This window comes from Nocardioides sp. CF8, assembly GCF_000389985.1.
GTDB classification, from domain to species: Bacteria; Actinomycetota; Actinomycetes; order Propionibacteriales; family Nocardioidaceae; genus Nocardioides; species Nocardioides allogilvus.
On sequence record NZ_CM001852.1, the window covers coordinates 3,322,533 to 3,341,663 of the forward strand.

A 19,131-nucleotide genomic window follows, 5' to 3' on the forward strand; every position below is an offset into this window, starting at 1 on the left:
CCTCAGCCCTGCGAGCGCTTCACCTGGTCATGGACCCAGGCGTAGGTGACCTCGAGCCCGTCGGCGAGCTGCGTCGAGGGCGCCCAGCCGTGCACCTGCTCGATGAGGGTGTTGTCGCTGTTGCGCCCGCGCACGCCCAGCGGGGCGTCGAGCTGGTAGCGGCGCTCGCAGGTGATGCCCGCGATCTCCTCGACGATGTCGACGAGCTGGTTGACGGTGACGAGCTCGGAGCTGCCGACGTTGACGGGCTCGCCGGAGTCGCCGTGCATGACGAGATCGGTGCCAGTGAGGCAGTCGTCGATCCACGTGAAGCTGCGGGTCTGCTCGCCGTCTCCCCAGATGTCGATCTCGTGCTCGCCACTGATCGCGGCCTCGGCGATCTTGCGGCAGATGGCCGCCGGTGCCTTCTCGCGACCGCCGGTCCAGGTGCCCTGGGGGCCATAGATGTTGTGGTAGCGCGCGACCCGAGTGACGAGGCCGAAGTCCTCCTCGAAGTGGCGACACATCCGCTCGGAGAAGAGCTTCTCCCAGCCGTAGCCGTCCTCGGGCATGGCCGGGTAGGCGTCCGACTCCTTCAGCGCGGTGACGCTGGCGTCCTCCTGCAGGCCGGCGGGGTAGACGCACGCCGACGACGAGTAGAAGTAGCGCTCGACGCCCTGCGCCTGGGCGGCCTGCAGCATGTGGGTGCTGGTCAGCACCGAGAGCATGCAGGCGGCCTTGTTGTTCTCGATGAAGCCCATGCCACCCATGTCGGCGGCCAGCATGTAGACCTCACCGACGCCCCGCGAGGCGCTCATGGCGCTCTCGAGCAGGGAGAGGTCGGCCGTCACGTTCTCGACGTCCGGGTGGACCTGGTGCCACTCGTCCAGGGGTTTGACGTCGACACTGCGCACCGTCCGCCCCTCGGCGAGGAGTCGCCCGACCAGATGTCCACCAATGAAGCCGCCGCCACCGGCGACCAGCACGTCCACGTTCACGCGATGCCCTTCGTCCTTGTCCCCGACTGTTCATTAACGGCTGAGGAGCGATTCCGTCACTGTGCCACCCTTGCGCGCTCGGCGTCGGCGGTCACGGGGATTGAGACAACCCGCGGCGGACATCGGCCAACGTGTGACAACCTCCGCGTGTGAGATCGAGGCCAGCCGGAACGCCGAGCCGGGCACCCACCCCACCACTGCCGTGGGCCGACGGGGTGCGCGCGCTGGCCATGCTCGTGGTCCTGGTCTGGCACACCCTGCTGACGGTCGCACCGGACGAGCCGACGGCGCCCTGGGCGTGGGTCATCACCCCGTTCGGGGGTGTCGCGCACGCCGCCGTGCTGACCTTCATCGTCCTGTCCGGCTATCTCCTGGGCCGGCACTGGCGCCCGGGCGAGCTGCGCACCGAGTCGCTGCACTACCTGCTGCGACGGGGCTGGCGGCTGCTGCCGCCCTACTGGGTCGTGGTGACCCTCACCGTCGTGGCGATGCTGGTCCTGGGCCTGCGCAACCCCGGCGGCACGCACTGGGACGTCGGCCTGCCCATGACGTGGGGCAACACCGCGCTCAACTACCTCCTCCTCACCGACCTGGCCGGGACGACTCCCTACAACCACCCGCTGTGGACGGTGCCGGTGGAGTTCCACCTCTACTTCCTGGCTCCGCTCCTCGTCCTCGTACGCCGCCGCGCGGCCGCCCTCGTCGTGGGCGCCGTCCTCACGCTGGCCGTCGCGTTCGCGGCCCCCGGCTTCGTCGCCCCGTTCTTCGCGCTCGCGTTCGCAGCCGCGTTCTGGACCGGCCACCACCGGCAGTCGCTCAGCGCCGCCGACACCCGACGGGCCCTCCGGGTGGTGCTGCCCGGAGCGGTCGTCGGGCTCCTGGTCGCGGTCGCCGTCGTCGTCGCGGGAGACCTCTCGCAAGGCGGCGTCCGGTTCCTGGTGCTCGACGCGGTCGCGACCCCGCTGCTGATCGGGTGGCTGCTGGTCAGCGACCTGTCGGGCGGTGCGGGCCGGACCCATGCCCTGCTGTCGAGCGGTCCCCTCCGCTGGACCGGCGCGCGCTCCTACAGCACCTACCTCGTGCACGCCCTGGTCATAGAGATCCTGTGGCGCTTCGCCGTCGAGCCGATCGGCCTGGCCGGCGACGCCGCGCCGTTCGGCGTGCTCCTGGTGCTCGCTGCGCCGCTGAGCCTCGTCGCCGGCAAGCTGCTCCACCAGTGGGTCGAGCTGCCCTCGGCCCGTCGCTCCGCGGCCGTGGGCACCCGGTCCGACCGTCTCCCCGCTCCGAGCAAGGACCCTGCGTGAACGCCAGGCACACCGCCACCGAACGCCTCAAGATCGGCCTGCGGCGAGCGCTGCTCCGCGCCGACCTCGACCTCGGCCGGGATGCCTTCGTCCAGCGCGTCGCGCGCACCCTCGCCGACCGCGACATCGACACGGTGCTCGACATCGGCGCCAACGAGGGTCAGTACGCCGCTCTCGTCCGGGCTGCCGGCTTCTCCGGCCGCATCGTCTCGGTCGAGCCGCTCCCCGACGCCTTCGACCGGCTCCAGCGCCGCGCCCGCACGGACCGCCAGTGGGTCGGCGACCGGCGGGCCGTCGGTGCCGAGCCCGGTCGCACCACGATCCGGGTGTCCGCCAACTCCTTCTCCTCCTCGGTCCTGCCGCTGACCGCGGCCCACCTGCACGTCGCCCCCGAGTCCCGGGTCGTGGAGTCGATCGAGGTCGACGTCACCACCGTGCCCGCCCTCGCCGCGGCCCACACCCTCGTGCCGGAGCGCACGCTGCTGAAGGTTGACACCCAGGGCTTCGAGAGTGCCGTGCTCGACGGAGCCGGCGAGTGGCTCGACCACGTCGCCGCCGTCCAGCTCGAGGTCTCCCACGTGGAGCTCTATGCGGGGCAGGCCCTCGAGCCCGAGCTGACCGCGCGGCTCGCCGGCCACGGCCTGGTGCCGTGGACCAACGACCCCGGCATCTCGGCCGCGGACGGCCGGCTGCTGCAGTCCGACGTGCTCTTCGTCCGGGCCTGAGGCGCATGCGGATCCTGGTCGAGGCGCTCTGCGCCGAGTACGGCGGCATCCGGACCTACGTCGACAACCTGCTGCCTGCCTGGATGGCCGTCGCCCCGGACGACGAGGTCCATGTGATGGTCCAGTCGGACTCCACGATCGTGGTGCCCGCTCCCCTGCTGCGCCACGACATCGCCGTACGCGGTCCGCAGTCCGTGGCGCGACCACTCGCCCAGACCAGGCACACCAGCCGCCTGGTCCGCGAGCTGCGGCCCGACGTGGTGCTGGCGACGCTGCCGTCCACGACGGTGCGCCGCCTCGACGTCCCGCTCGGGGTGGTCGTCTACGACCTGCGCCACGAGCTGCGCCCCGAGCAGTTCGAGCGGTCCCGCCGGCTGTTGCGCTGGGCGAGCTACGGGCGCGGCTACGCCACCGCCGACGGCTTCGTCAGCATCTCCCACCGCACCCTCTCCGACCTGCACGCCCTGCACCCGGCCACCGCCGACAAGCCCGCGGTCGTGGCCCACCTCGGCGGCGACCACGTCGACGACTGGCCGCACACCGGGCCGAGCGGTCGCGTCGTGACGTTCGCCCACCACACCAACAAGAACCTCGACCTGGTCCTCGACGGCTGGCAGCACCTCGGCCCCACGGCGCCGGAGCTGCTCGTCCTAGGTGTGTCGGGTGATCGCCGTACGACCCTCGAGGAGGAGGTGGCCCGCCGTGGCCTGGCGGGCGTCGTGACGCTGGCGCCGTTCCTCGACGAGGGCGACTTCCGGCGCACGCTGGCGGGTGCCGCGCTGGTGCTCTTCCCCTCCGACTTCGAGGGCTTCGGCCTGCCGGTGGTCGAGGGGATGCGGCTCGGCGTCCCGGTCGTGATCGGCCCCGAGCCGGCGACCCGCGAGGTGGCGGGCGGTCACGCGTTCGAGATGTCGACCTGGCAGCCCGACGAGCTGGCCCGGGCTGTCCGCGCCGGGCTCGCGGCCACTCCCGCACAGCTGGCGAGCGCGCGCGAGCACGCAGCCGGGTTCACGTGGGCCAACACCGTCACGCAGACGCGGGCTCTCCTGACGACGCTGCTCGAGCCAGCACCGCCAGCTGGCCGACCAGGGTGACGGTGCCCGCCACGAGCAGGACCCAGCCGGGGTAGGTGCCACCCACCGACGCGACCGCCATCACCGCGAAGCCCGCGAGCATCAGCGCCAGCCCGGCCATCTCCGCCAGGGTCGCGGTCGAGGCCCGGCCCAGGCCCACCAGGCACGACGAGGTGACCCGGCGCAGTCCCAGCACCACGCCCGCGGCGACGAGCACGCGGGCGAGCGGCACCGCCGGCTCCGCCTCGGCACCGAAGGCCAGCACGAGCAGCGGCGCGAGGACGACCTGGATCGCCAGGCACGCGGCCACACCGACCCCCACTGCGACGAGCAGCCAGAGGCGTACGAACGCCGCTCGCTGCGGCGCCGGCAGCGTGCTCAGCCGCGGGCCGACGAAGCTCGCCAGCGCGACCAGCACCACGACGGGACCGGTCTCGAAGGCCCAGCCGATCGTGAAGAGCCCGAGCAGGTAGTGACCGCCGATCAGCCCGACGAGCAGCTGCTCGATGCCCAGGGTGTCGATCGGCGCCGCGGTGGTGACCATCGCGCTGCGCGCATAGGAGCGTACGGCGCCGGGCGCCGGGAACTCCGTGCCGTCGCCCGGCACGCCGCGCGCGACCAGCCGGAGCGACACGACCGCGACCACCGCCCAGCCGGCGAGGTTGATCGCGAGCAGCAGGGCCACGGTTCCACCGCCGGTCACGAGCAGCAGCGCAGTGGCCAGGGCGTAGGACACGGCGGGCAGCGGCTGCAGCCGGGCCAGCACGCCGAAGCGCTGCTGCCCCTGGAGCGCGGCCATCCCGAGCATCGCCGCCATCACGGCGGCGACTCCCAGGGCGACGACGAGCGCCAGCAGCCACACCCGGGGCAGGGGGTGGTCGGCGATGTCCAGCAGCAGCACGACCGCGGCCGCGAGCACCGAGCAGGCGACGACCTGGCGCACGAACTGGCGCTGCAGCCGGGCCAGGAAGGCGGCGGCGTCGAGTCGCCGGCTCGCCACGAACCACGTCACGGCCGCCGGCAGCCCGGCCACCCCGACCTGGCTGACCAGCAGCACGACCGCGAAGACGAGCGCCAGCTGACCACGGTCGGTGACGCCCAGCATCCGCACCACCAGTGGCCCCGAGACCACCAGCGCGACCTGCGCCAGCAGTGAGGCGCGCAGCAGCCGGGCCGCGGGATGGCCTGCCGAACGACGGAGCCGCCCGACGCCCGGCTGCGGAGCCATGCTCAGGAGTGGTGGGGGCCGGCGAAGACGGCCCCGAGCACCTGGGCACGGGCGTCGGTGTGCTGCCGGGCCGTCTCGGCGACGGACGCGCGATCGACCCGACCCGGCTCGAGGACGAGGATCGCACCGTCGAGCCCGCCCGCGAGCAGCACTGCGTGGTTCGAGGCGACGAGCAGGACGTCGTACTGCTCGCGCAGCGCCGCCACCTGCCGCTCGCCGTCGGGCCCTGGCCCGGGCCGGACGGCGTGGGCACGGTAGCCGGCGGCCGCGAAGGCCTCGGTCAGGGTGTCGGCGACGTCGTCGAGTCCGTCGTGCAGCGGGGTGATCACCACGGCACGGTGGGCCGTCCCGGCCGTCGCTGCGAGCACGGCGTCACAGACGGCCTCGAGACCATCGCCCGGCGTGATCGTGCCCAGTGGCACCAGGCCCAGGCCACGGAGGTCGTCGGGCGTGCGGATCCGCTCGTCGAAGAGGTCACGCAGCGCAGCGAGCGCCACGCCGAGGAGCAGGCCCGCGAGGAGGGCTGCGGCGAGGTTGAGCAGCGGTCGGGGGGAGGTCGCGGCCTCGGGGAGGGTTGCCTGCTCGAGGACCGCGACCTGAACCTGGAGGCCACCGACGTCCGCAGTCTCCACGTCCGCCAGGACGTGGTTGTACTGGTCGACCACCGCACTGGCCAGCGCGTGGGCTTCCTCGGGCGAGGAACCGGTCGTGGTGAGGTTGATCAGCACCGTCGCGAAGGGCACCTCGGCGCTGATCCGGTCGGCGACGTCCTCAGCCGACTCGTCCATCCCGAGGTCGTCGATGACCCTCAGGGCCATCTGCTCTGAACTGGCCACTGCTGCGTATGACAGCGCCCGGCCCTTGACCTGGACACCGTCGGCGACCACCGCCTCGAGGTCGGACTCGTCGCCAGCGCTTGCGACGTAGAGCTGCGCGCGCGAGGTGTAGACCGGGTCCGCCGTGAGCGTGACCGCCAGCCCAGCGAGCGTGAGGGCGACCGCCACGACGGCGATGATGCGCCAGCGCGCGAGGATGCGCCGCACATAGGCGTTCACCGACATGGCTGACCCCCTTCGGGTCTCGACTGCGCGCAAGTATCACACCCGCCACGCGCGCCGGGGCGACGGCCTAAGGTGTCGCCGTGCCGACCGACTTCGTCCTGCCGCTGCTGGGCTTCGCCCTGAGCGCCGCCGTCGTCGCGGTGGGCATCGGGTTCCATCGGTACGGCAGCCCGTCGCCCTCCTGGGTGCTGGGCATCGTCGCCTTCCTCCAGCCCCTCAACGGCGTGCGTCCCTTCGGAACCAGCGCCTCGTTGGGCGACCTCGCGCTGGCAGCGCTCGCACTGGGCTGCCTGCCGTTCCTGGGCCGGCTGCACATGCCTCCGCGCGTGCTGGTGCCGTTCGCGGGTGCGCTCGTCATGTGTGCGGGGGGCCTGCTCGGGATGCTGGTGACCGACGGCTGGTGGCAGTTTCCGTGGTTGCTGCGCTTCCTGCTCGGCATCCCGCTAGTGATGATCATCCTCGCCATCGTGCGGCCGAGCCACCAGCTCGCGACCTGGCTGGCCGGTTGCTATGCGGCGGGAGCCACGGTGAGCGCGATCTCGGCGATCACCGGCCCGGTCGTTCCCGGCTTCGCCCGTGCGTCCGGGTTCGGGGAGCACCTCATGCACCTGGCGGTCTCGACGATGTTCGCCGTCGTGCTCGCGATCGGCTGGTTCGTGTCCACGTCCTCCACCTGGCAGCGGGTGCTCGCCTCGGCGATCATCGTCATCTGCCTGTGGGGCCAGCTGCTCACGGGTGCACGGTCCGCGCTGCTCGGGACCCTGCTCGCGGTCGGCTACCTCGCGGTCCTCGGGCGAGCCCGCGGCGTCGCGATCGCCGGAGGCATGGCGCTGCTGGCCGCGGCCGTCCTCGCGGCCGTCATGCCTGCCCTGCCCCAGGGCAGCACCCTGCACCGGATCTTCGGCGGCGAGCTCACCGGACTGGTCACGCTCAGCAACGGCGCGCACGTCCAGGACGCGCTGGAGGCCATCTCCGAGATCGGCGCCCACCCGCTCACCGGGCTCGGCTTCGCCCAGGGCCTCGACGCCCACAACCTGTTCCTCGAGGCGGCCAACATGGGCGGGGTCCTGGGGCTGGCCGGCTTCTTCCTCATCTGGGGGACGATCGCGGCACTGCTGGTGCGACAGCTGCGCTACGGCGTACGCCGCAAGGACTGGCTGCGAGCCTCCCTGCTCGTCGGGGTCGCCGGCTACTTCGTGCTCGCGCAGCTCGAGAACATGGTGTGGGACCGGCACCTGTGGTTCTTCATCACGCTGGCGCTCTACGCGCTGCCGAGGACCCTGGCCGATCCCGACGACCGTCAGGATCCCCAGGCCTCCGGCAGCACCTCGACGAGCGCGGCCAGTCCCGAGCCGTCGCCCGCGTGCACCACCGCGACGTCCCAGTAGTCCCACGCGGGGCGAGGCACGTCCAGGGCGCCCGCGACCTCGACCATCCGGGCCAGCGGCAGCCGCCCGAGCGGGGCGCCGTGGTTGTCCCAGACCCCGACCTCGGTGTAGCCCAGCGCCGCCAGGCGTGGCCAGACGTCCAGGGGGTCGTTGCCCGCCAACCGTGACAGTCCGTGGTCGTACTCGAAGAACAGCACAGGCGCGGCCGTGGCATAGGCCTCGGCCAGGGCCGGCACCAGGCGCACGTCGTGACCGTCGGTGTCGCTCTTCACGAGGCGGACCGAGTCGAAGGCGGGGTGGGCCGCCCGCAGCCCCAGTGCGGTGACGACCGTGGCCGCGTCGGCGCTGCCCCGCTCGAACCGGGTGGTCCCGCCGCGGCGTACGGGCGCCAGGTCCGGGAGTCCGTCGCCGCTCCACAGCAGGCCGGGGTGCACGGTGACCCGCGGGTCGTGGCCGACGTTGCGGCGCAACCAGGTGAGCCAGTGCGGATCCCCCTCCACGCACAGCACCTCGCCGTCCACGGCGGCCAGGACCTGCAGGGCGGTGTCGCCGACGTTGGCGCCGACGTCGATGAGGCGCAGCGGCTCGTCGGTCGCGAGCGCGGAGGCCAGGGCCACGATGTTCTGTCCGTACGCCGGCTGGAGCCGCGCGTAGTCCGGGAGCCGGTGCGACCAGGGCAGGCGCAGCTCGACGCCCTGCACCACGCGGCGGACCTCCCGCTCGGGCCGCAGGCCACGCACGGTCCAGGAGAGCCGGTTGCGGACGCGGCCCGCGAGACTTCGTCGCATGGAAGCGAAACCTATCGGCTGATCGGCGGTCCCGACGCAGAACGGGCCCCGGCGGAATCCGCCGGGGCCCGTTGCCGGGACTTGCGTCAGTCGCTCGCGATCAGCGCTTGACCTTGACCTTCTTGGCTTCCTCGTTGGAACCGACCTTGCCCTTGCCGGTGAAGAAGAAGACGAGCTTGTGCTTGCCCTTCTTCAGCTTGCTGAGCGAGACCGTGCCCTTGCCCTTCTTGATCTTGGTCTTGGCGACCTTCTTGTACTTGACGGTGCCGTCGTCCTTGACCTTGACGATGACCTTGCCCTTGACCTTCTTGGCCTTGACGGGCGAGGCCTTGATCTTGAGCGACGCCTTGCTGCCCTTGACCTTGACCTTGATCTTGGGCTGGTAGCCGATCTTGACCGAGGGAGCGGACGATGCGGAGTTGATCAGGCGGCCGTTCTCGGCGGTCACCCGCAGGGTCAGGCGGTCACCGATGTGCGCGGCCGACGGGGTGAACGCGTCACCCTTGCCGACGACCGTGCTGCCGACGAACCACTCGTAGTTGAAGTCGGTGCCCGTCTGCAGGTTCCACACACCGGAGTCGGCCGTGATGACCTTGCCGACCCACGGGTAGCCCTCGATCTCGGGCCGCTCGGTGGCGATCAGCTGGGTGCCGAGGGCGGCGTTGAGGCCGCCCGTCATCTGCCCGGCCTTGACCGTCACGACGACGGCGTCGTCGACCTTGTACTTGTCCTTCCACCACTCGCCCGCGTGGAGGCCCGCGATGTCGTCGAAGCGGATCTTGTAGGTGCCCGGACGCAGCGAGCGCGACTCGAAGGTGGAGTCGGCCTTGAAGGTGACGCCGTCGGTGGCCAGCAGGCCGTCGTTGGCGCCGTAGACGTCGACGTCGGCGACGAGCGCCGTTCCGGCCGCACCGGTCACCGAGCCGGCGATGCCGCCCGCGCGGTCCAGCACGAAGTCGACCGCACCGACGGGCGTGCCCGGGGTGACGGTCACGACCGGCGAGGCCTCGTGGTTCTGCATGCCGCCGAACCAGGAGCCGAACAGGTCGAAGGCGTTGTCGTCGCCCTGCTCGTTGCTGGAGGCGTGGACCTTGAACTGGTTCTCGCCCTGGACCTTCTCCAGCTCGGTGAAGGCGTAGACACCCTGACGGTTGGAGTAGACGCCCTCGACGGACCTGCGGTCGCCGTCATAGGCCGGCGTGGAGTTGGCCGTGACGTAGGCCCCGACGACCGGGACGCCGGTGCTGTCCTTGACCGTGCCGCTGACCTCGACCGTCTTGGTGGTGTCGGCGGGAAGGGGCGTCAGGTTGGCGTTGATGCCGCCGACGGCCTGGTCGGCGCCGACCGGCACGAGCGTGGCGGCGGAGTAGTCGGGCGTGTTGTTGTAGTACTCCGCGGAGTACTCGCCGATCGGGTCGGAGAACCGGACCCGGCGGTTGCCCATGGTGACGTTCTTGATCGTGTAGACGCCGTTCTTGTCGGTGTAGTCGTAGACACCGTCGGCGGTGACCCGGACGAACTCGAGGGGGGCACCGGCGTCGCTGGTGACCTGACCGCTGATGGTGCCGCCCGCGGTCAGCACGACCCTGCCGAGGTCGGCCTGGGTGGGCGACGGCGCGACGGGGTCGGCGGTCTCGAAGTTGCCCTTGTCGTTGTAGTACTCGAAGGCATAGCCGTCGTCGTAGAAGCCCAGCTTGACGGGCGCACTCTGGGAGGGAGCCTTGAAGACACCCTTGGCGTCGGCGTAGAACGTGTCGCCGACGCTGTCACCGCTGGCCGCGTCCCACATGGCGATCGAGGCGCCCGCGAGCGGCTTGCCTGCAGCGTTCGTCACCGAGCCCACGACGTAGGGCTGGTCGACGGTCCACGTGCTGGTCACCGGCGTCCCGCCGGCAACCGTCACGACGTCGGCCGTCGCCAGGTCGGTCTTGTCCTTGTAGAACTCGGTGTAGGTCTCGGTGGCGAAGGCGAACTTGTAGACGCCGTCCGAGATCGTCTCCTGGAAGAGACCGGTGTTGTCGACGTAGTAGGTCGTCCACGGCTGGAAGACGCCCGCGCCGTCCCTGCGGTAGGACTTGATGTTGCCGGACATCGGATTGCCGAGTGCGTCGGTGACACCGATGGTGACGACCGAAGCGGCGTTCGCGGGTGCCATCACCCCCAGACTCAGTCCTGCGGCGACGAGTGCGGCGCCCGCACCCATCGCAGTCACACGGCGCCCGAGGCGCCGGAAAATGGCAGAGCTCATTACTTCCCCCTAGTTGTGTCTTCTGAACCGGACTGAGTCGTCCTCGGCGGCACCTTCCCACAAACCGGTGGGATCAAACGGCAAAGTGCGCTTTTGGATCGGTCCCGTGAGGGGGTGACGCATCCGGGACGCGTTTGGTTGCGTTCCCTTCGCGCTTCGTACGTCGAGGGGTCAGCCGCCGGCGAACGGTGGCAGGAACTCCACCGTCGTTCCGGGCTCGACCACGACCGCGCCGGCGTCCTGCGTGCTGACGGGACGATCGCCCACCAGGACAGAGCAGACACCGATCGTCCGAGCGACGTCCGGGCCGGGGTGGGCCGCCAGGACGAGCGCTCGCACCTCGGCCAGTGTGAGGGGTCCGGGGACCTCGAAGACGTCCTGCTCGACACCCGCCGCGGAGCGCGCCCCGGCCCAGTAGCGGGCCGTGATCGTCGTCTCAACCTCGGAACTGTGGCCGGTCTCAGGGCTCATGAGGCCTATCCTTACGTATTCCGCCATTGTGGGGAGGACTCAATCATGGGCACCTTGTTGCTGCTGACCGGCGCTCTGCAGCCGTCTGCCGAAGTGCTGCCCGCCCTCGCCCTGCTCGGCCACACCGTCAAGATCCTGCCTGCGGAGGGCAGCGCGCTGCTCGAGGCGCCCGACTCCGACCTCGTGCTCGTCGACGGTCGCCAGGAGCTCGCCCACGCTCGCGATCTGTGCCGGCTGATCCGCACGACCGGCAGCGACGTGCCGGTGCTGCTCGTGATCACCGAGGGTGGCCTGGCCGTCGTCGCCCACGACTGGGCGATGGACGACGTGGTGCTGCACACCTGCGGCCCGGCCGAGCTCGAGGCCCGGATCCGGCTCGCGATCGGACGCCTCGCTGCGGAGCGGGAGAATGCAGACCCCTCGTCCCACGTGATCCGGTCCGGCGAGGTCGTGGTCGACGACGCGACGTACACCGCGAAGATCAGCGGGCGCCCGCTCGACCTGACCTACAAGGAGTTCGAGCTCCTGAAGTACCTCGCCCAGCACCCGGGCCGGGTCTTCACGCGTCAGCAGCTGCTCCAGGAGGTCTGGGGCTACGACTACTTCGGCGGCACCCGCACCGTCGACGTGCACGTGCGTCGGCTGCGCGCCAAGCTCGGCCCCGAGAACGAGCACCTCATCGGCACCGTCCGCAACGTCGGCTACCGCTTCGTGCTGCCGTCCAGGGAGCAGAGCGTCGACGCACCCGAGCAGGCCCGCTCCGACGCCTGATCGGCCCCCGGTCGTCCCGACCTCGCTGGACGGTGCTCAGGCCTCGCGGCGATACATGACGTGCGTGTCGGCGTCGGCATGGCTGAACCCGAGCTTGGCGTACGTCGACCGCGCGGCGTGGTTGTCGGCCTCGACGTACAACAAGACCTCCGAGACGCCCCGGCCGGCGAGGTGGTGCAGCCCGGCCAGGGTGAGCGCGCGCCCGAGCCCGCGACTTTGCGCGGTGGGGTCGATGCCGACGACATAGACCTCACCGAGGTCGGGCGAGTGCTGCTTGGTCCAGTGGAACCCCAGCATCCGGTCGCCGTCGACCGCGACCAGCAGGCCGGCCGGGTCGAACCAGGGCTCGGCCATCCGGGCCGCGAGGTTGGCCTCGTCCATGCTCCCCTGCTCGGGGTGGTGGGCGAAGGCCTCGGCATTGACGCGGAGGAGCTCCGCGGTGTCGCCGGGGGTCCACGCGCGGATCTCGACGTCGGACGGCGGCGGCAACGGCTCACCCATCGGGCGGCGCATCACCCACAGGTCGCGCGCCCGCTCGAAGCCGAAGCGGCTGGCGAGGGTGGCAGCGGCCGGATGACCGCCGTGCGACCACGCCTGGGCCGGACCCTGGATGCCCTCGAGCCAGGAGGTGGCCAGCCCCCGCCTGCGTGCGGTCGGGTGGACCACGAGGTGGAGGTCCTCGCCGTGCGTCAGCGCGAAGCCCTCATCGGTGACGACTCCGAGCCAGTCGGCGTCGCCGGACCGCAGCGAGAGCCAGGTCCCCTCATCGAGCGGCTCGGCGCCGTCCACGTCCGTGGCGGCGGCGGCAATGCTGCGGACGAGCTCGAGGTTCACCGGCGGGGCCGGACGTGCAGGCCCACCTCGGGATCCACGATGACCTCTTGCGCAGCGGGCATCGCGTCCACGGTCAGGTCGGTGTCCACGGCGACGTTGCGCTTGATCAGCGCCAGCGCGATCGGACCGAGCTCGTGGTGACGGGCGGAGGTGCCGACGAAGCCGACGACCTTCTCCCCCAGCGTCACGTCCGAGCCCCGGACGGGCAGCCGGTTCTCCGAGCCGTCGAGGTGCAGCAGCGTGAGCCGCCGCGGCGGACGGCCGAGCGTGTGCACCCGGGCCACCGTCTCCTGGCCGCGGTAGCAACCCTTGTCGAGGTGGACGGCCGGACCGATCCAGCCGAGCTCGTTGGGGATCGAGCGGTGGTCGGTGTCGAGGCCGAGCCGCGGCTCGCCGCGCGCGATCCGCAGCGCCTCGAAGGCCCACAGCCCGGCAGCGGGACCAGCGGCCTCCGCGTAGGACTCGAGGCGCTCGCGCGGGACGAAGTCGTACGTCGCTGCGCGCTCGCTCGTCGCCGGTCGCCAGGCAACGGCGGTCTGCGGGGTGTCGAGGGTGACCTCGACGCGCATCATGAACCGCATCCGCTCCAGGAAGTCGACGAGCGCCTGGCCGGCGCCCGGCTCGGTGTGGGCCACGAAGGCCTCGCCGTCGTCGACGCCGGCGAAGGCGTGCTCGACGTGGCCGTTCGGGCTGAGGATCAGCGACTGGGTCCACACGCCCGTGGCGAGGCCCTCGAAGTACTGGGTGGTCAGGCTGTGCAGCCAGGTCAGCCGGTCGGGGCCGGCGACCTTGACGACGTCACGGTGGGAGAGGTCGACGAAGCCCTGGCCTGTCTCGAGGACGCGCTGCTCGCCGTTGAACGAGCCGTAGTGCGCGGCGACCGGGGCGTCGATACCGTCGCCACCGACCGCACCGGGGAGGTGGAGCAGGGGGCTGGTCATGAGGACTCCAGTTCACAGTTGACACACGTACCGAAGATCGCGAGGTGGCCCAGATCGACCGCGAAGCCGTGCTCGGCGTGCAGCGTCTCCACCAGGGCGGTGGCCACATCTGGTTCAACCGAGCGGACCTGCTGACAATTCCGGCAGACGAGGTGGAAGTGCTCCGGCTCGCGTGCGGAGTGGTAGGTCGGAGCGCGGTCGCTCAGGTGCGTGTGCCGCACGAGCCCGAGCTCCTCGAGGACCTCGAGGGTGCGATAGACGGTCGAGGCGTTGACGGCGCTGGCCTGGGTGCGCACCTTCGCCAGCACCTCGTCGACGGTCGCGTGACCGAGGTCCTCGACGGCCCTGAGGATGAGCTGGCGCTGCGGTGTCAGGCGGTAGCCGCTGCCCCGCAGTCGATCGGCGAGCTCGTCAGGCACGGTCACGCCCGCTTCAGTCGCGCCCAGGTGTGGGGCTGGAGCTCCTGGCCCATGGCTGCCATGTCGTAGGCGTACATCAGGTCGCCCTCGACGTTGCCGTAGATGCGCGTCCCCGAGCCGACCTCCTTGGCGGTCTCGGTGAAGCTCACCCCGGCGGTGTGCACCTCGAGCTTGCCGCCTTCCGCGGCGCCGTACCAGACCTCGGCGAAGCCGGTGTTGTGCGCCAGCAGCAGCTCGACCTTGCCGGGCTCGGGACAGCGCAGGAAGCCCGACTCCATGGCGGCGTCGCGGACGAACTCACCCTCGGCGTCGATGATCCACGCGCGGGCCATGTAGTGGAAGAACGGTCGGCCGTCGTGGGTGAAGATCAGCTCCTGGCCGAACTCGAAGCCCTCGATGGTCGGGTAGTCACCGTGGCCGTTGCCGCGCCACGTGCCGAGCAGCCACGCGACGGGGCCGCAGTTGGGGTGCAGGTTGTCGGGGATCTCGAACGGCATGAAGCCGAGTCTAGGGTGGGTGGCATGCCTCGCTCACTCGTCGTCAAGGTCACCTGCGGTTCCGAGGATGCCGAGCGCTGCAACCAGGCGTTCACCGTCGCCGCCGCAGCGGTCGCCAGTGGCGCCCAGGTCTCGCTGTGGCTGACCGGGGAAGCGTCGTGGTTCGGCGTCCCGGGCCGCGCCGAGGAGTTCAGCCTCGACCTGGCCACCCCGCTGGCCGACCTGCTGTCCGTCGTCGTCGCCGGAGGCAGGGTCACCGTCTGCACCCAGTGCGCCGCCCGTCGCGGCATCGTCGAGGGCGACCTGCGCGAGGGGCTCACGATCGCGGGCGCAGCCGTGTTCACGGAGGAGATCCTCGACGAGGGCGTGCAGGCGCTCGTCTACTGACCCTTCGTGCGGTCAGGCTGTCAACGCAGCTCGCAACGCGTCGGCGATCTCGTCGACTGCTGACCGCGCGGTCCGACCGACGCCCACCATGTTGAAGAAGCCGTGGATCATGCCCGGGAACCGGATGAGCCGCGCCTGCACACCGCCGGCCTGCAGCTTCTCGACGTAGGCCTCGCCCTCGTCGCGCAGCGGGTCGAAGCCGGCCGTGACGACCAGGGCCGGGGCGAGACCGGCCGGCAGGTCGGCGTACAGCGGACTCACCCGCGGGTCCGTCCACGTCTGCGCATCCGGGGAGTAGGTGTCGCGGGCGAGGGCGATGAACTCGTCGGTGAGGTAGAAGCCGCGGGCGAAGGTCTGCCGGCTCTTCGCAGCGCCGGTCGCGTCGGTCAGCGGGTAGACGAGCAGCTGGAAGGCGCACGGCCACCCCTGCCGCGCGGCCTCGATCGCGACCACGGTCGCCAGGTTGCCGCCGGCGCTGTCCCCGCCGACGGCGAGGCGATCGCGATCGGCGCCCCAGTCGCCCGCGCGCTCGACGATCTCGGCATAGGCCCGGAGGCACTCGTCGTACGCCGCTGGGAAGACCACCTCCGGAGAGAGGGTGTAGTCCAGGGCGAGCACCCGCACGCCGGCCCGCTCGGCGAGCACACGGCACACGGCGTCGTGCGAGTCGAGGTCGCCGTAGATCCAGCCGCCGCCGTGGAAGAACACCAGCATCGGCCCGACGTCCTGGGCGCCCGTGGGCTCGTAGAAGCGCGCTGGGAGACCCGCGACCGTCTCGTCCCGGACCTTCCCGACCGGCTGCTTGCCGCCGACGAGGACGGACTGCTTGAGCAGGGCCCGGCGTCCCTCGGGGATCGGCAGCGACTCGACCGCAGGCTCGCGCGCGACGCGCTGGAGCCGCAGCAGGAGCTGGGTCTCGGTGGCCAGGGGCTGCCCGTCCAGCACCACCGGCCGACCAGCGAGCCTGCGCTGGATCCGCTCGGGAAGCGCAAGCAACGACTTCGCGGTCAGGGCCTCGACTGTGTCCATGATCTTCACGCACGCAACCTAGACGGCCCGTGGCATCGAGACACCTGCCGTTCACGATGCGGTGCCAGACTGGACGCATGTCCGAAGCAACCGTCGCCAGCACCTCCCTGCCCAGCACCGTCGGGGCCTCCGTCGAGGACGGTCCCACCGCCGAGCCGTTCGGACACCCCAGCGACACCTTCGATGTCGAGCCGCCCTACGTCCCGGATGCCGCCGAGATCGCGGCCGTGGAGAAGTTCGACGACCGCTTCCTCGACCGTGAGCTGTCGTGGCTGCGCTTCAACCAGCGGGTCCTCGAGCTGGCCGAGGACCCGGCCCTGCCGCTGCTCGAGCGCACCCGGTTCCTGGCGATCTTCGCGAGCAACCTCGACGAGTTCTTCATGGTCCGCGTGGCCGGGCTCAAGCGCCGGATCGCGGCGGGCGTCGCCGTACGCGCCGCCAGCGGACTGCTCCCGCGCGACCAGCTGGAACAGCTGTGGGCCGGCAGCCGTGGGCTGATGGAGCGACACGCGCGGGTCTTCAGCGAGCAGGTGATCCCCGAGCTGCGCGACCAGGGCATCGAGATCGTCCGCTGGGCCGAGCTCGACCGCGACGAGCAGAAGATCTGCAAGAAGCTCTTCAAGGAGCGCATCTTCCCCGTCCTGACGCCGCTCGCCGTCGACCCGGCCCACCCGTTCCCCTACATCTCCGGGCTCTCGCTCAACCTCGCCGTCGTGGTGCGCCACCCCAAGACCGGCACCGAGCACTTCGCGCGGGTCAAGGTGCCCCAGACGTTCGGCCGCTTCGTGCCGGTCGGCAACCAGCGCTTCGTGCCGCTGGAGGACGTCATCGGCGAGCACCTCAAGAAGCTCTTCCCGGGCATGGAGGTGCTGAAGGCCCACACCTTCCGGGTGACCCGCAACGAGGACCTCGAGGTCGAGGAGGACGACGCCGAGAACCTCCTCAAGGCGCTCGAGAAGGAGCTGCTGCGGCGCAAGTTCGGCCCGCCGGTGCGACTCGAGGTGGAGAAGTCGATCGATCCCAAGGTGCTCGACCTGCTCGTCTCCGAGCTGGGCGTCACCCGCCAGGAGGTGTCGATGCTGCCCGGGCCGCTCGACCTGCGCGGACTGCACTCGATCGCCGACCTGCCGCGCGAGGACCTGAAGTACCCCACCTTCGTGCCCACCACCCACGCCCAGCTGGCCGAGGTCGAGTCGTCCAAGCCGGTCGACGTCTTCGAGTCCGTACGCCGCAACGACGTGCTGCTCCACCACCCCTACGACTCGTTCGCGACCTCGGTCCAGCGCTTCGTCGAGCAGGCCGCGGCCGACCCGCACGTGCTGGCCATCAAGCAGACGCTCTACCGCACTTCGGGCGACAGCCCGATCATCGACGCCCTGATCGACGCCGCCGAGGCCGGCAAGCAGGTGCTGGTCATCGTCGAGATCAAGGCCCGCTTCGACGAGCAGGCCAACATCCGCTGGGCCCGCAAGCTCGAGCACGCCGGCTGTCACGTGGTCTACGGCCTGGTGGGGCTCAAGACCCACTGCAAGCTCTCCATGGTGGTGCGCGACGAGCCCGACGGGATCCGCCGCTACACCCACATCGGCACCGGCAACTACAACCCCAAGACCGCGCGCCTCTACGAGGACCTCGGGCTCCTCACCGCCGACCCGCTCGTGGGTGAGGACGTCGCCCACCTGTTCAACAACCTCTCGGGCATCAGTCGCAACACGACGTACGACGGCCTGCTGGTCGCGCCCGACAGCGTGCGCGACGGCCTGATCACCCAGATCCACGCCGAGGTCGCCAACCACCAGGCCGGGCGCCCGGCCGGGATCCGGATCAAGGCCAACTCGATCGTCGACGAGGCGATCATCGACGCGCTCTACCTCGCCTCGCAGGCGGGTGTGCCGGTCGACCTGCTGGTGCGCGGGATCTGCGCCCTCCGGCCGGGGGTGCCGGGCCTGTCGGAGACGATCCACGTCCGCTCGGTCCTGGGGCGCTTCCTCGAGCACAGCCGCGTCTTCTGGTTCGTCAACGACGACGAGCCGCTGGCCTGGATCGGCTCGGCCGACATGATGCACCGCAACCTCGACCGCCGCGTCGAGGTCCTCGTCCGGTTGCCGCAGGGCCCCAACGTGCGCGCCGTCGGCGACCTGCTCGACCTCGCGTTCAGCACCGAGATCAGCGCCTGGGAGCTCGACAGCGCCGGCGAGTGGCACCAGAACGAGGGTGATGTGCATCTCCAGGAGAGGCTGATCGAGCTCCAGCGCAAGCGTCGGTAGCGGTTCGCCGTACCCCACACCTGCTCGCTGGGTTGCGGCTGGAGGTCGTCGACCCCCTAGCATGTGGATCGTTCACGCCCCCCTCATTCGGAGTTCTCCGTGCGTTTGAAGTTCCGCCCCGTTGACGCGTCCTTCTACGACCTGTTCAGTGAGTCCGCCGCGCACCTCGTGGTGGGCGCCGAACTTCTTGCCGAGATGCTCGGCGAAGGCGGTGACCGCGAAGGCATCGCACAGCGCATGCGCGAAGCCGAGCACGCCGCTGACGAGACGACCCACGCCATCGTCAAGCGCGTCAACAGCACCTTCGTGACGCCGTTCGACCGCGAGGACATCTATGCCCTCGCCTCGGCCCTCGACGACGTGATGGACGAGATGGACGAGGCCGTCGACCTCGTGCTGCTCTATGGCGTGACCACGCTGCCCACCGAGACCTCCGAGCAGGTCGAGGTGCTCCAGCGCTGTGCCGAGCTCACCGTCGCCGCGATGCCCAGCCTCGCGACCATGAGCGCGCTCGACGAGTACTGGATCGAGATCAACCGCCTCGAGAACGCCGGCGACCGCAGCTACCGCCGCATCCTGGCCAACCTCTTCAACGGCGACTACGAAGCCATGGAAGTCATCAAGCTCAAGGACATCGTGGAGTCTCTCGAGGGCGCCATCGACGCCTTCGAGAAGGTCGCGAACATCCTGGAGCAGATCGCCGTCAAGGAGTCCTGACCGCAG

Annotated in this window: 19 protein-coding genes; 8 read left to right on the forward strand and 11 right to left on the reverse strand. The window is 70.8% G+C overall.

Going from position 1 to position 19,131, the window contains the following annotated elements; translation table 11 throughout:
* Positions 1 to 2 precede the first annotated feature (2 nt).
* Positions 3 to 977 (reverse strand): NAD-dependent epimerase/dehydratase family protein, encoded by a 975-nt coding sequence (locus CF8_RS16210; RefSeq protein ID WP_010834188.1) that lies wholly within the window; start codon positions 975 to 977, stop codon positions 3 to 5.
* Between the two features lie 149 nt (positions 978 to 1,126).
* Between CF8_RS16210 and CF8_RS16215 the strand changes: the two genes are divergently transcribed.
* Genes CF8_RS16215 through CF8_RS16225 form a run of 3 tightly spaced genes read left to right on the forward strand, consistent with a single transcriptional unit; the run spans position 1,127 to position 4,100 of the window.
* On the forward strand, positions 1,127 to 2,281 hold the full coding sequence (locus tag CF8_RS16215; protein ID WP_156887254.1) for an acyltransferase family protein: 1,155 nt from the start codon (positions 1,127 to 1,129) through the stop codon (positions 2,279 to 2,281).
* A complete protein-coding gene (locus tag CF8_RS16220) occupies positions 2,278 to 3,006 on the forward strand; it encodes an FkbM family methyltransferase (RefSeq protein WP_010834190.1) in 729 nt (242 codons plus the stop codon). The genes CF8_RS16215 and CF8_RS16220 overlap by 4 nt, the downstream gene beginning before the upstream one ends.
* A gap of 5 nt (positions 3,007 to 3,011) precedes the next feature.
* Positions 3,012 to 4,100 (forward strand): glycosyltransferase, encoded by a 1,089-nt coding sequence (locus tag CF8_RS16225; RefSeq protein ID WP_036491271.1) that lies wholly within the window; start codon positions 3,012 to 3,014, stop codon positions 4,098 to 4,100.
* On the opposite strand, the gene CF8_RS16230 is transcribed toward CF8_RS16225, so the two are convergent.
* Together CF8_RS16230 and CF8_RS16235 are read right to left on the reverse strand one after the other, a co-directional pair.
* Complete coding sequence (locus CF8_RS16230) at positions 4,033 to 5,307, reverse strand: lipopolysaccharide biosynthesis protein (protein WP_010834191.1); 1,275 nt, start codon at positions 5,305 to 5,307, stop codon at positions 4,033 to 4,035. The genes CF8_RS16225 and CF8_RS16230 overlap by 68 nt on opposite strands.
* Before the next feature lie 2 nt (positions 5,308 to 5,309).
* Positions 5,310 to 6,368: a Wzz/FepE/Etk N-terminal domain-containing protein gene (locus CF8_RS16235; RefSeq protein WP_010834192.1), complete on the reverse strand. Its 1,059-nt coding sequence runs from the start codon at positions 6,366 to 6,368 to the stop codon at positions 5,310 to 5,312.
* Positions 6,369 to 6,448: 80 nt separating this feature from the next.
* On the opposite strand from CF8_RS16235, the gene CF8_RS16240 reads away from it, so the two are divergent.
* Positions 6,449 to 7,756, forward strand: a complete 1,308-nt coding sequence (locus tag CF8_RS16240; protein WP_010834193.1) for an O-antigen ligase family protein — start codon at positions 6,449 to 6,451, stop codon at positions 7,754 to 7,756.
* Here CF8_RS16240 and CF8_RS16245 read toward each other — a convergent pair.
* From CF8_RS16245 to CF8_RS16255, 3 genes are all read right to left on the reverse strand, one after another.
* Positions 7,669 to 8,544 (reverse strand): FkbM family methyltransferase, encoded by an 876-nt coding sequence (locus CF8_RS16245; protein ID WP_036491274.1) that lies wholly within the window; start codon positions 8,542 to 8,544, stop codon positions 7,669 to 7,671. The two genes, CF8_RS16240 and CF8_RS16245, sit on opposite strands and share 88 nt — an antisense overlap.
* A gap of 100 nt (positions 8,545 to 8,644) precedes the next feature.
* Positions 8,645 to 10,792, reverse strand: a complete 2,148-nt coding sequence (locus CF8_RS16250; protein ID WP_156887255.1) for a carboxypeptidase-like regulatory domain-containing protein — start codon at positions 10,790 to 10,792, stop codon at positions 8,645 to 8,647.
* Between the two features lie 171 nt (positions 10,793 to 10,963).
* Positions 10,964 to 11,263 (reverse strand): MoaD/ThiS family protein, encoded by a 300-nt coding sequence (locus CF8_RS16255; RefSeq protein WP_010834195.1) that lies wholly within the window; start codon positions 11,261 to 11,263, stop codon positions 10,964 to 10,966.
* A 45-nt stretch (positions 11,264 to 11,308) separates the two neighbouring features.
* On the opposite strand from CF8_RS16255, the gene CF8_RS16260 reads away from it, so the two are divergent.
* Positions 11,309 to 12,034, forward strand: a complete 726-nt coding sequence (locus tag CF8_RS16260) for a response regulator transcription factor (protein ID WP_010834196.1) — start codon at positions 11,309 to 11,311, stop codon at positions 12,032 to 12,034.
* 36 nt (positions 12,035 to 12,070) lie between these two features.
* Here CF8_RS16260 and mshD read toward each other — a convergent pair whose 3' ends face one another.
* Genes mshD through CF8_RS16280 form a run of 4 tightly spaced genes read right to left on the reverse strand, consistent with a single transcriptional unit; the run spans position 12,071 to position 14,725 of the window.
* Positions 12,071 to 12,868: a mycothiol synthase gene (gene mshD, locus CF8_RS16265; protein WP_010834197.1), complete on the reverse strand. Its 798-nt coding sequence runs from the start codon at positions 12,866 to 12,868 to the stop codon at positions 12,071 to 12,073.
* Entirely contained in the window at positions 12,865 to 13,809 is a 945-nt protein-coding gene (gene ygfZ / locus CF8_RS16270; RefSeq protein ID WP_010834198.1) for a CAF17-like 4Fe-4S cluster assembly/insertion protein YgfZ, read from the reverse strand. The genes mshD and ygfZ overlap by 4 nt, the downstream gene beginning before the upstream one ends.
* On the reverse strand, positions 13,806 to 14,234 hold the full coding sequence (locus tag CF8_RS16275) for a Fur family transcriptional regulator (protein ID WP_010834199.1): 429 nt from the start codon (positions 14,232 to 14,234) through the stop codon (positions 13,806 to 13,808). The genes ygfZ and CF8_RS16275 overlap by 4 nt, the downstream gene beginning before the upstream one ends.
* Positions 14,231 to 14,725: an FABP family protein gene (locus CF8_RS16280; RefSeq protein WP_010834200.1), complete on the reverse strand. Its 495-nt coding sequence runs from the start codon at positions 14,723 to 14,725 to the stop codon at positions 14,231 to 14,233. Before CF8_RS16280 ends, CF8_RS16275 begins: the two co-directional genes overlap by 4 nt.
* 24 nt (positions 14,726 to 14,749) lie before the next feature.
* Here CF8_RS16280 and CF8_RS16285 point away from each other — a divergent pair, with 24 nt between their 5' ends.
* Positions 14,750 to 15,112 carry a DsrE family protein gene (locus tag CF8_RS16285; RefSeq protein WP_010834201.1) on the forward strand — a complete coding sequence of 121 codons (363 nt, stop codon included), beginning with the start codon at positions 14,750 to 14,752 and terminating at the stop codon, positions 15,110 to 15,112.
* Positions 15,113 to 15,124: 12 nt separating this feature from the next.
* Here CF8_RS16285 and CF8_RS16290 read toward each other — a convergent pair whose 3' ends face one another.
* Positions 15,125 to 16,141 (reverse strand): alpha/beta hydrolase, encoded by a 1,017-nt coding sequence (locus CF8_RS16290; RefSeq protein ID WP_036493405.1) that lies wholly within the window; start codon positions 16,139 to 16,141, stop codon positions 15,125 to 15,127.
* Between the two features lie 77 nt (positions 16,142 to 16,218).
* Between CF8_RS16290 and CF8_RS16295 the strand changes: the two genes are divergently transcribed.
* Both CF8_RS16295 and CF8_RS16300 read left to right on the forward strand, forming a co-directional pair.
* On the forward strand, positions 16,219 to 18,408 hold the full coding sequence (locus CF8_RS16295; protein ID WP_010834203.1) for an RNA degradosome polyphosphate kinase: 2,190 nt from the start codon (positions 16,219 to 16,221) through the stop codon (positions 18,406 to 18,408).
* Positions 18,409 to 18,507: 99 nt separating this feature from the next.
* Positions 18,508 to 19,125 carry a DUF47 domain-containing protein gene (locus CF8_RS16300; RefSeq protein ID WP_036491277.1) on the forward strand — a complete coding sequence of 206 codons (618 nt, stop codon included), beginning with the start codon at positions 18,508 to 18,510 and terminating at the stop codon, positions 19,123 to 19,125.
* Positions 19,126 to 19,131: the final 6 nt, after the last annotated feature.

What these genes read in the sequence shown, in the direction of transcription:
- CF8_RS16235 (WP_010834192.1), bottom strand. Translation starts at nt 6,368, where the DNA reads ATGTCGGTGAACGCCTATGTGCGGCGCATCCTCGCGCGCTGGCGCATC.
- ygfZ (WP_010834198.1), bottom strand. Translation starts at nt 13,809, where the DNA reads ATGACCAGCCCCCTGCTCCACCTCCCCGGTGCGGTCGGTGGCGACGGT.
- CF8_RS16280 (WP_010834200.1), bottom strand. Translation starts at nt 14,725, where the DNA reads ATGCCGTTCGAGATCCCCGACAACCTGCACCCCAACTGCGGCCCCGTC.
- CF8_RS16230 (WP_010834191.1), bottom strand. Translation starts at nt 5,307, where the DNA reads ATGGCTCCGCAGCCGGGCGTCGGGCGGCTCCGTCGTTCGGCAGGCCAT.
- CF8_RS16295 (WP_010834203.1), top strand. Translation starts at nt 16,219, where the DNA reads ATGTCCGAAGCAACCGTCGCCAGCACCTCCCTGCCCAGCACCGTCGGG.
- CF8_RS16225 (WP_036491271.1), top strand. Translation starts at nt 3,012, where the DNA reads ATGCGGATCCTGGTCGAGGCGCTCTGCGCCGAGTACGGCGGCATCCGG.
- CF8_RS16255 (WP_010834195.1), bottom strand. Translation starts at nt 11,263, where the DNA reads ATGAGCCCTGAGACCGGCCACAGTTCCGAGGTTGAGACGACGATCACG.
- CF8_RS16250 (WP_156887255.1), bottom strand. Translation starts at nt 10,792, where the DNA reads ATGAGCTCTGCCATTTTCCGGCGCCTCGGGCGCCGTGTGACTGCGATG.
- CF8_RS16245 (WP_036491274.1), bottom strand. Translation starts at nt 8,544, where the DNA reads ATGCGACGAAGTCTCGCGGGCCGCGTCCGCAACCGGCTCTCCTGGACC.
- CF8_RS16260 (WP_010834196.1), top strand. Translation starts at nt 11,309, where the DNA reads ATGGGCACCTTGTTGCTGCTGACCGGCGCTCTGCAGCCGTCTGCCGAA.
- CF8_RS16290 (WP_036493405.1), bottom strand. Translation starts at nt 16,141, where the DNA reads ATGGACACAGTCGAGGCCCTGACCGCGAAGTCGTTGCTTGCGCTTCCC.
- CF8_RS16285 (WP_010834201.1), top strand. Translation starts at nt 14,750, where the DNA reads ATGCCTCGCTCACTCGTCGTCAAGGTCACCTGCGGTTCCGAGGATGCC.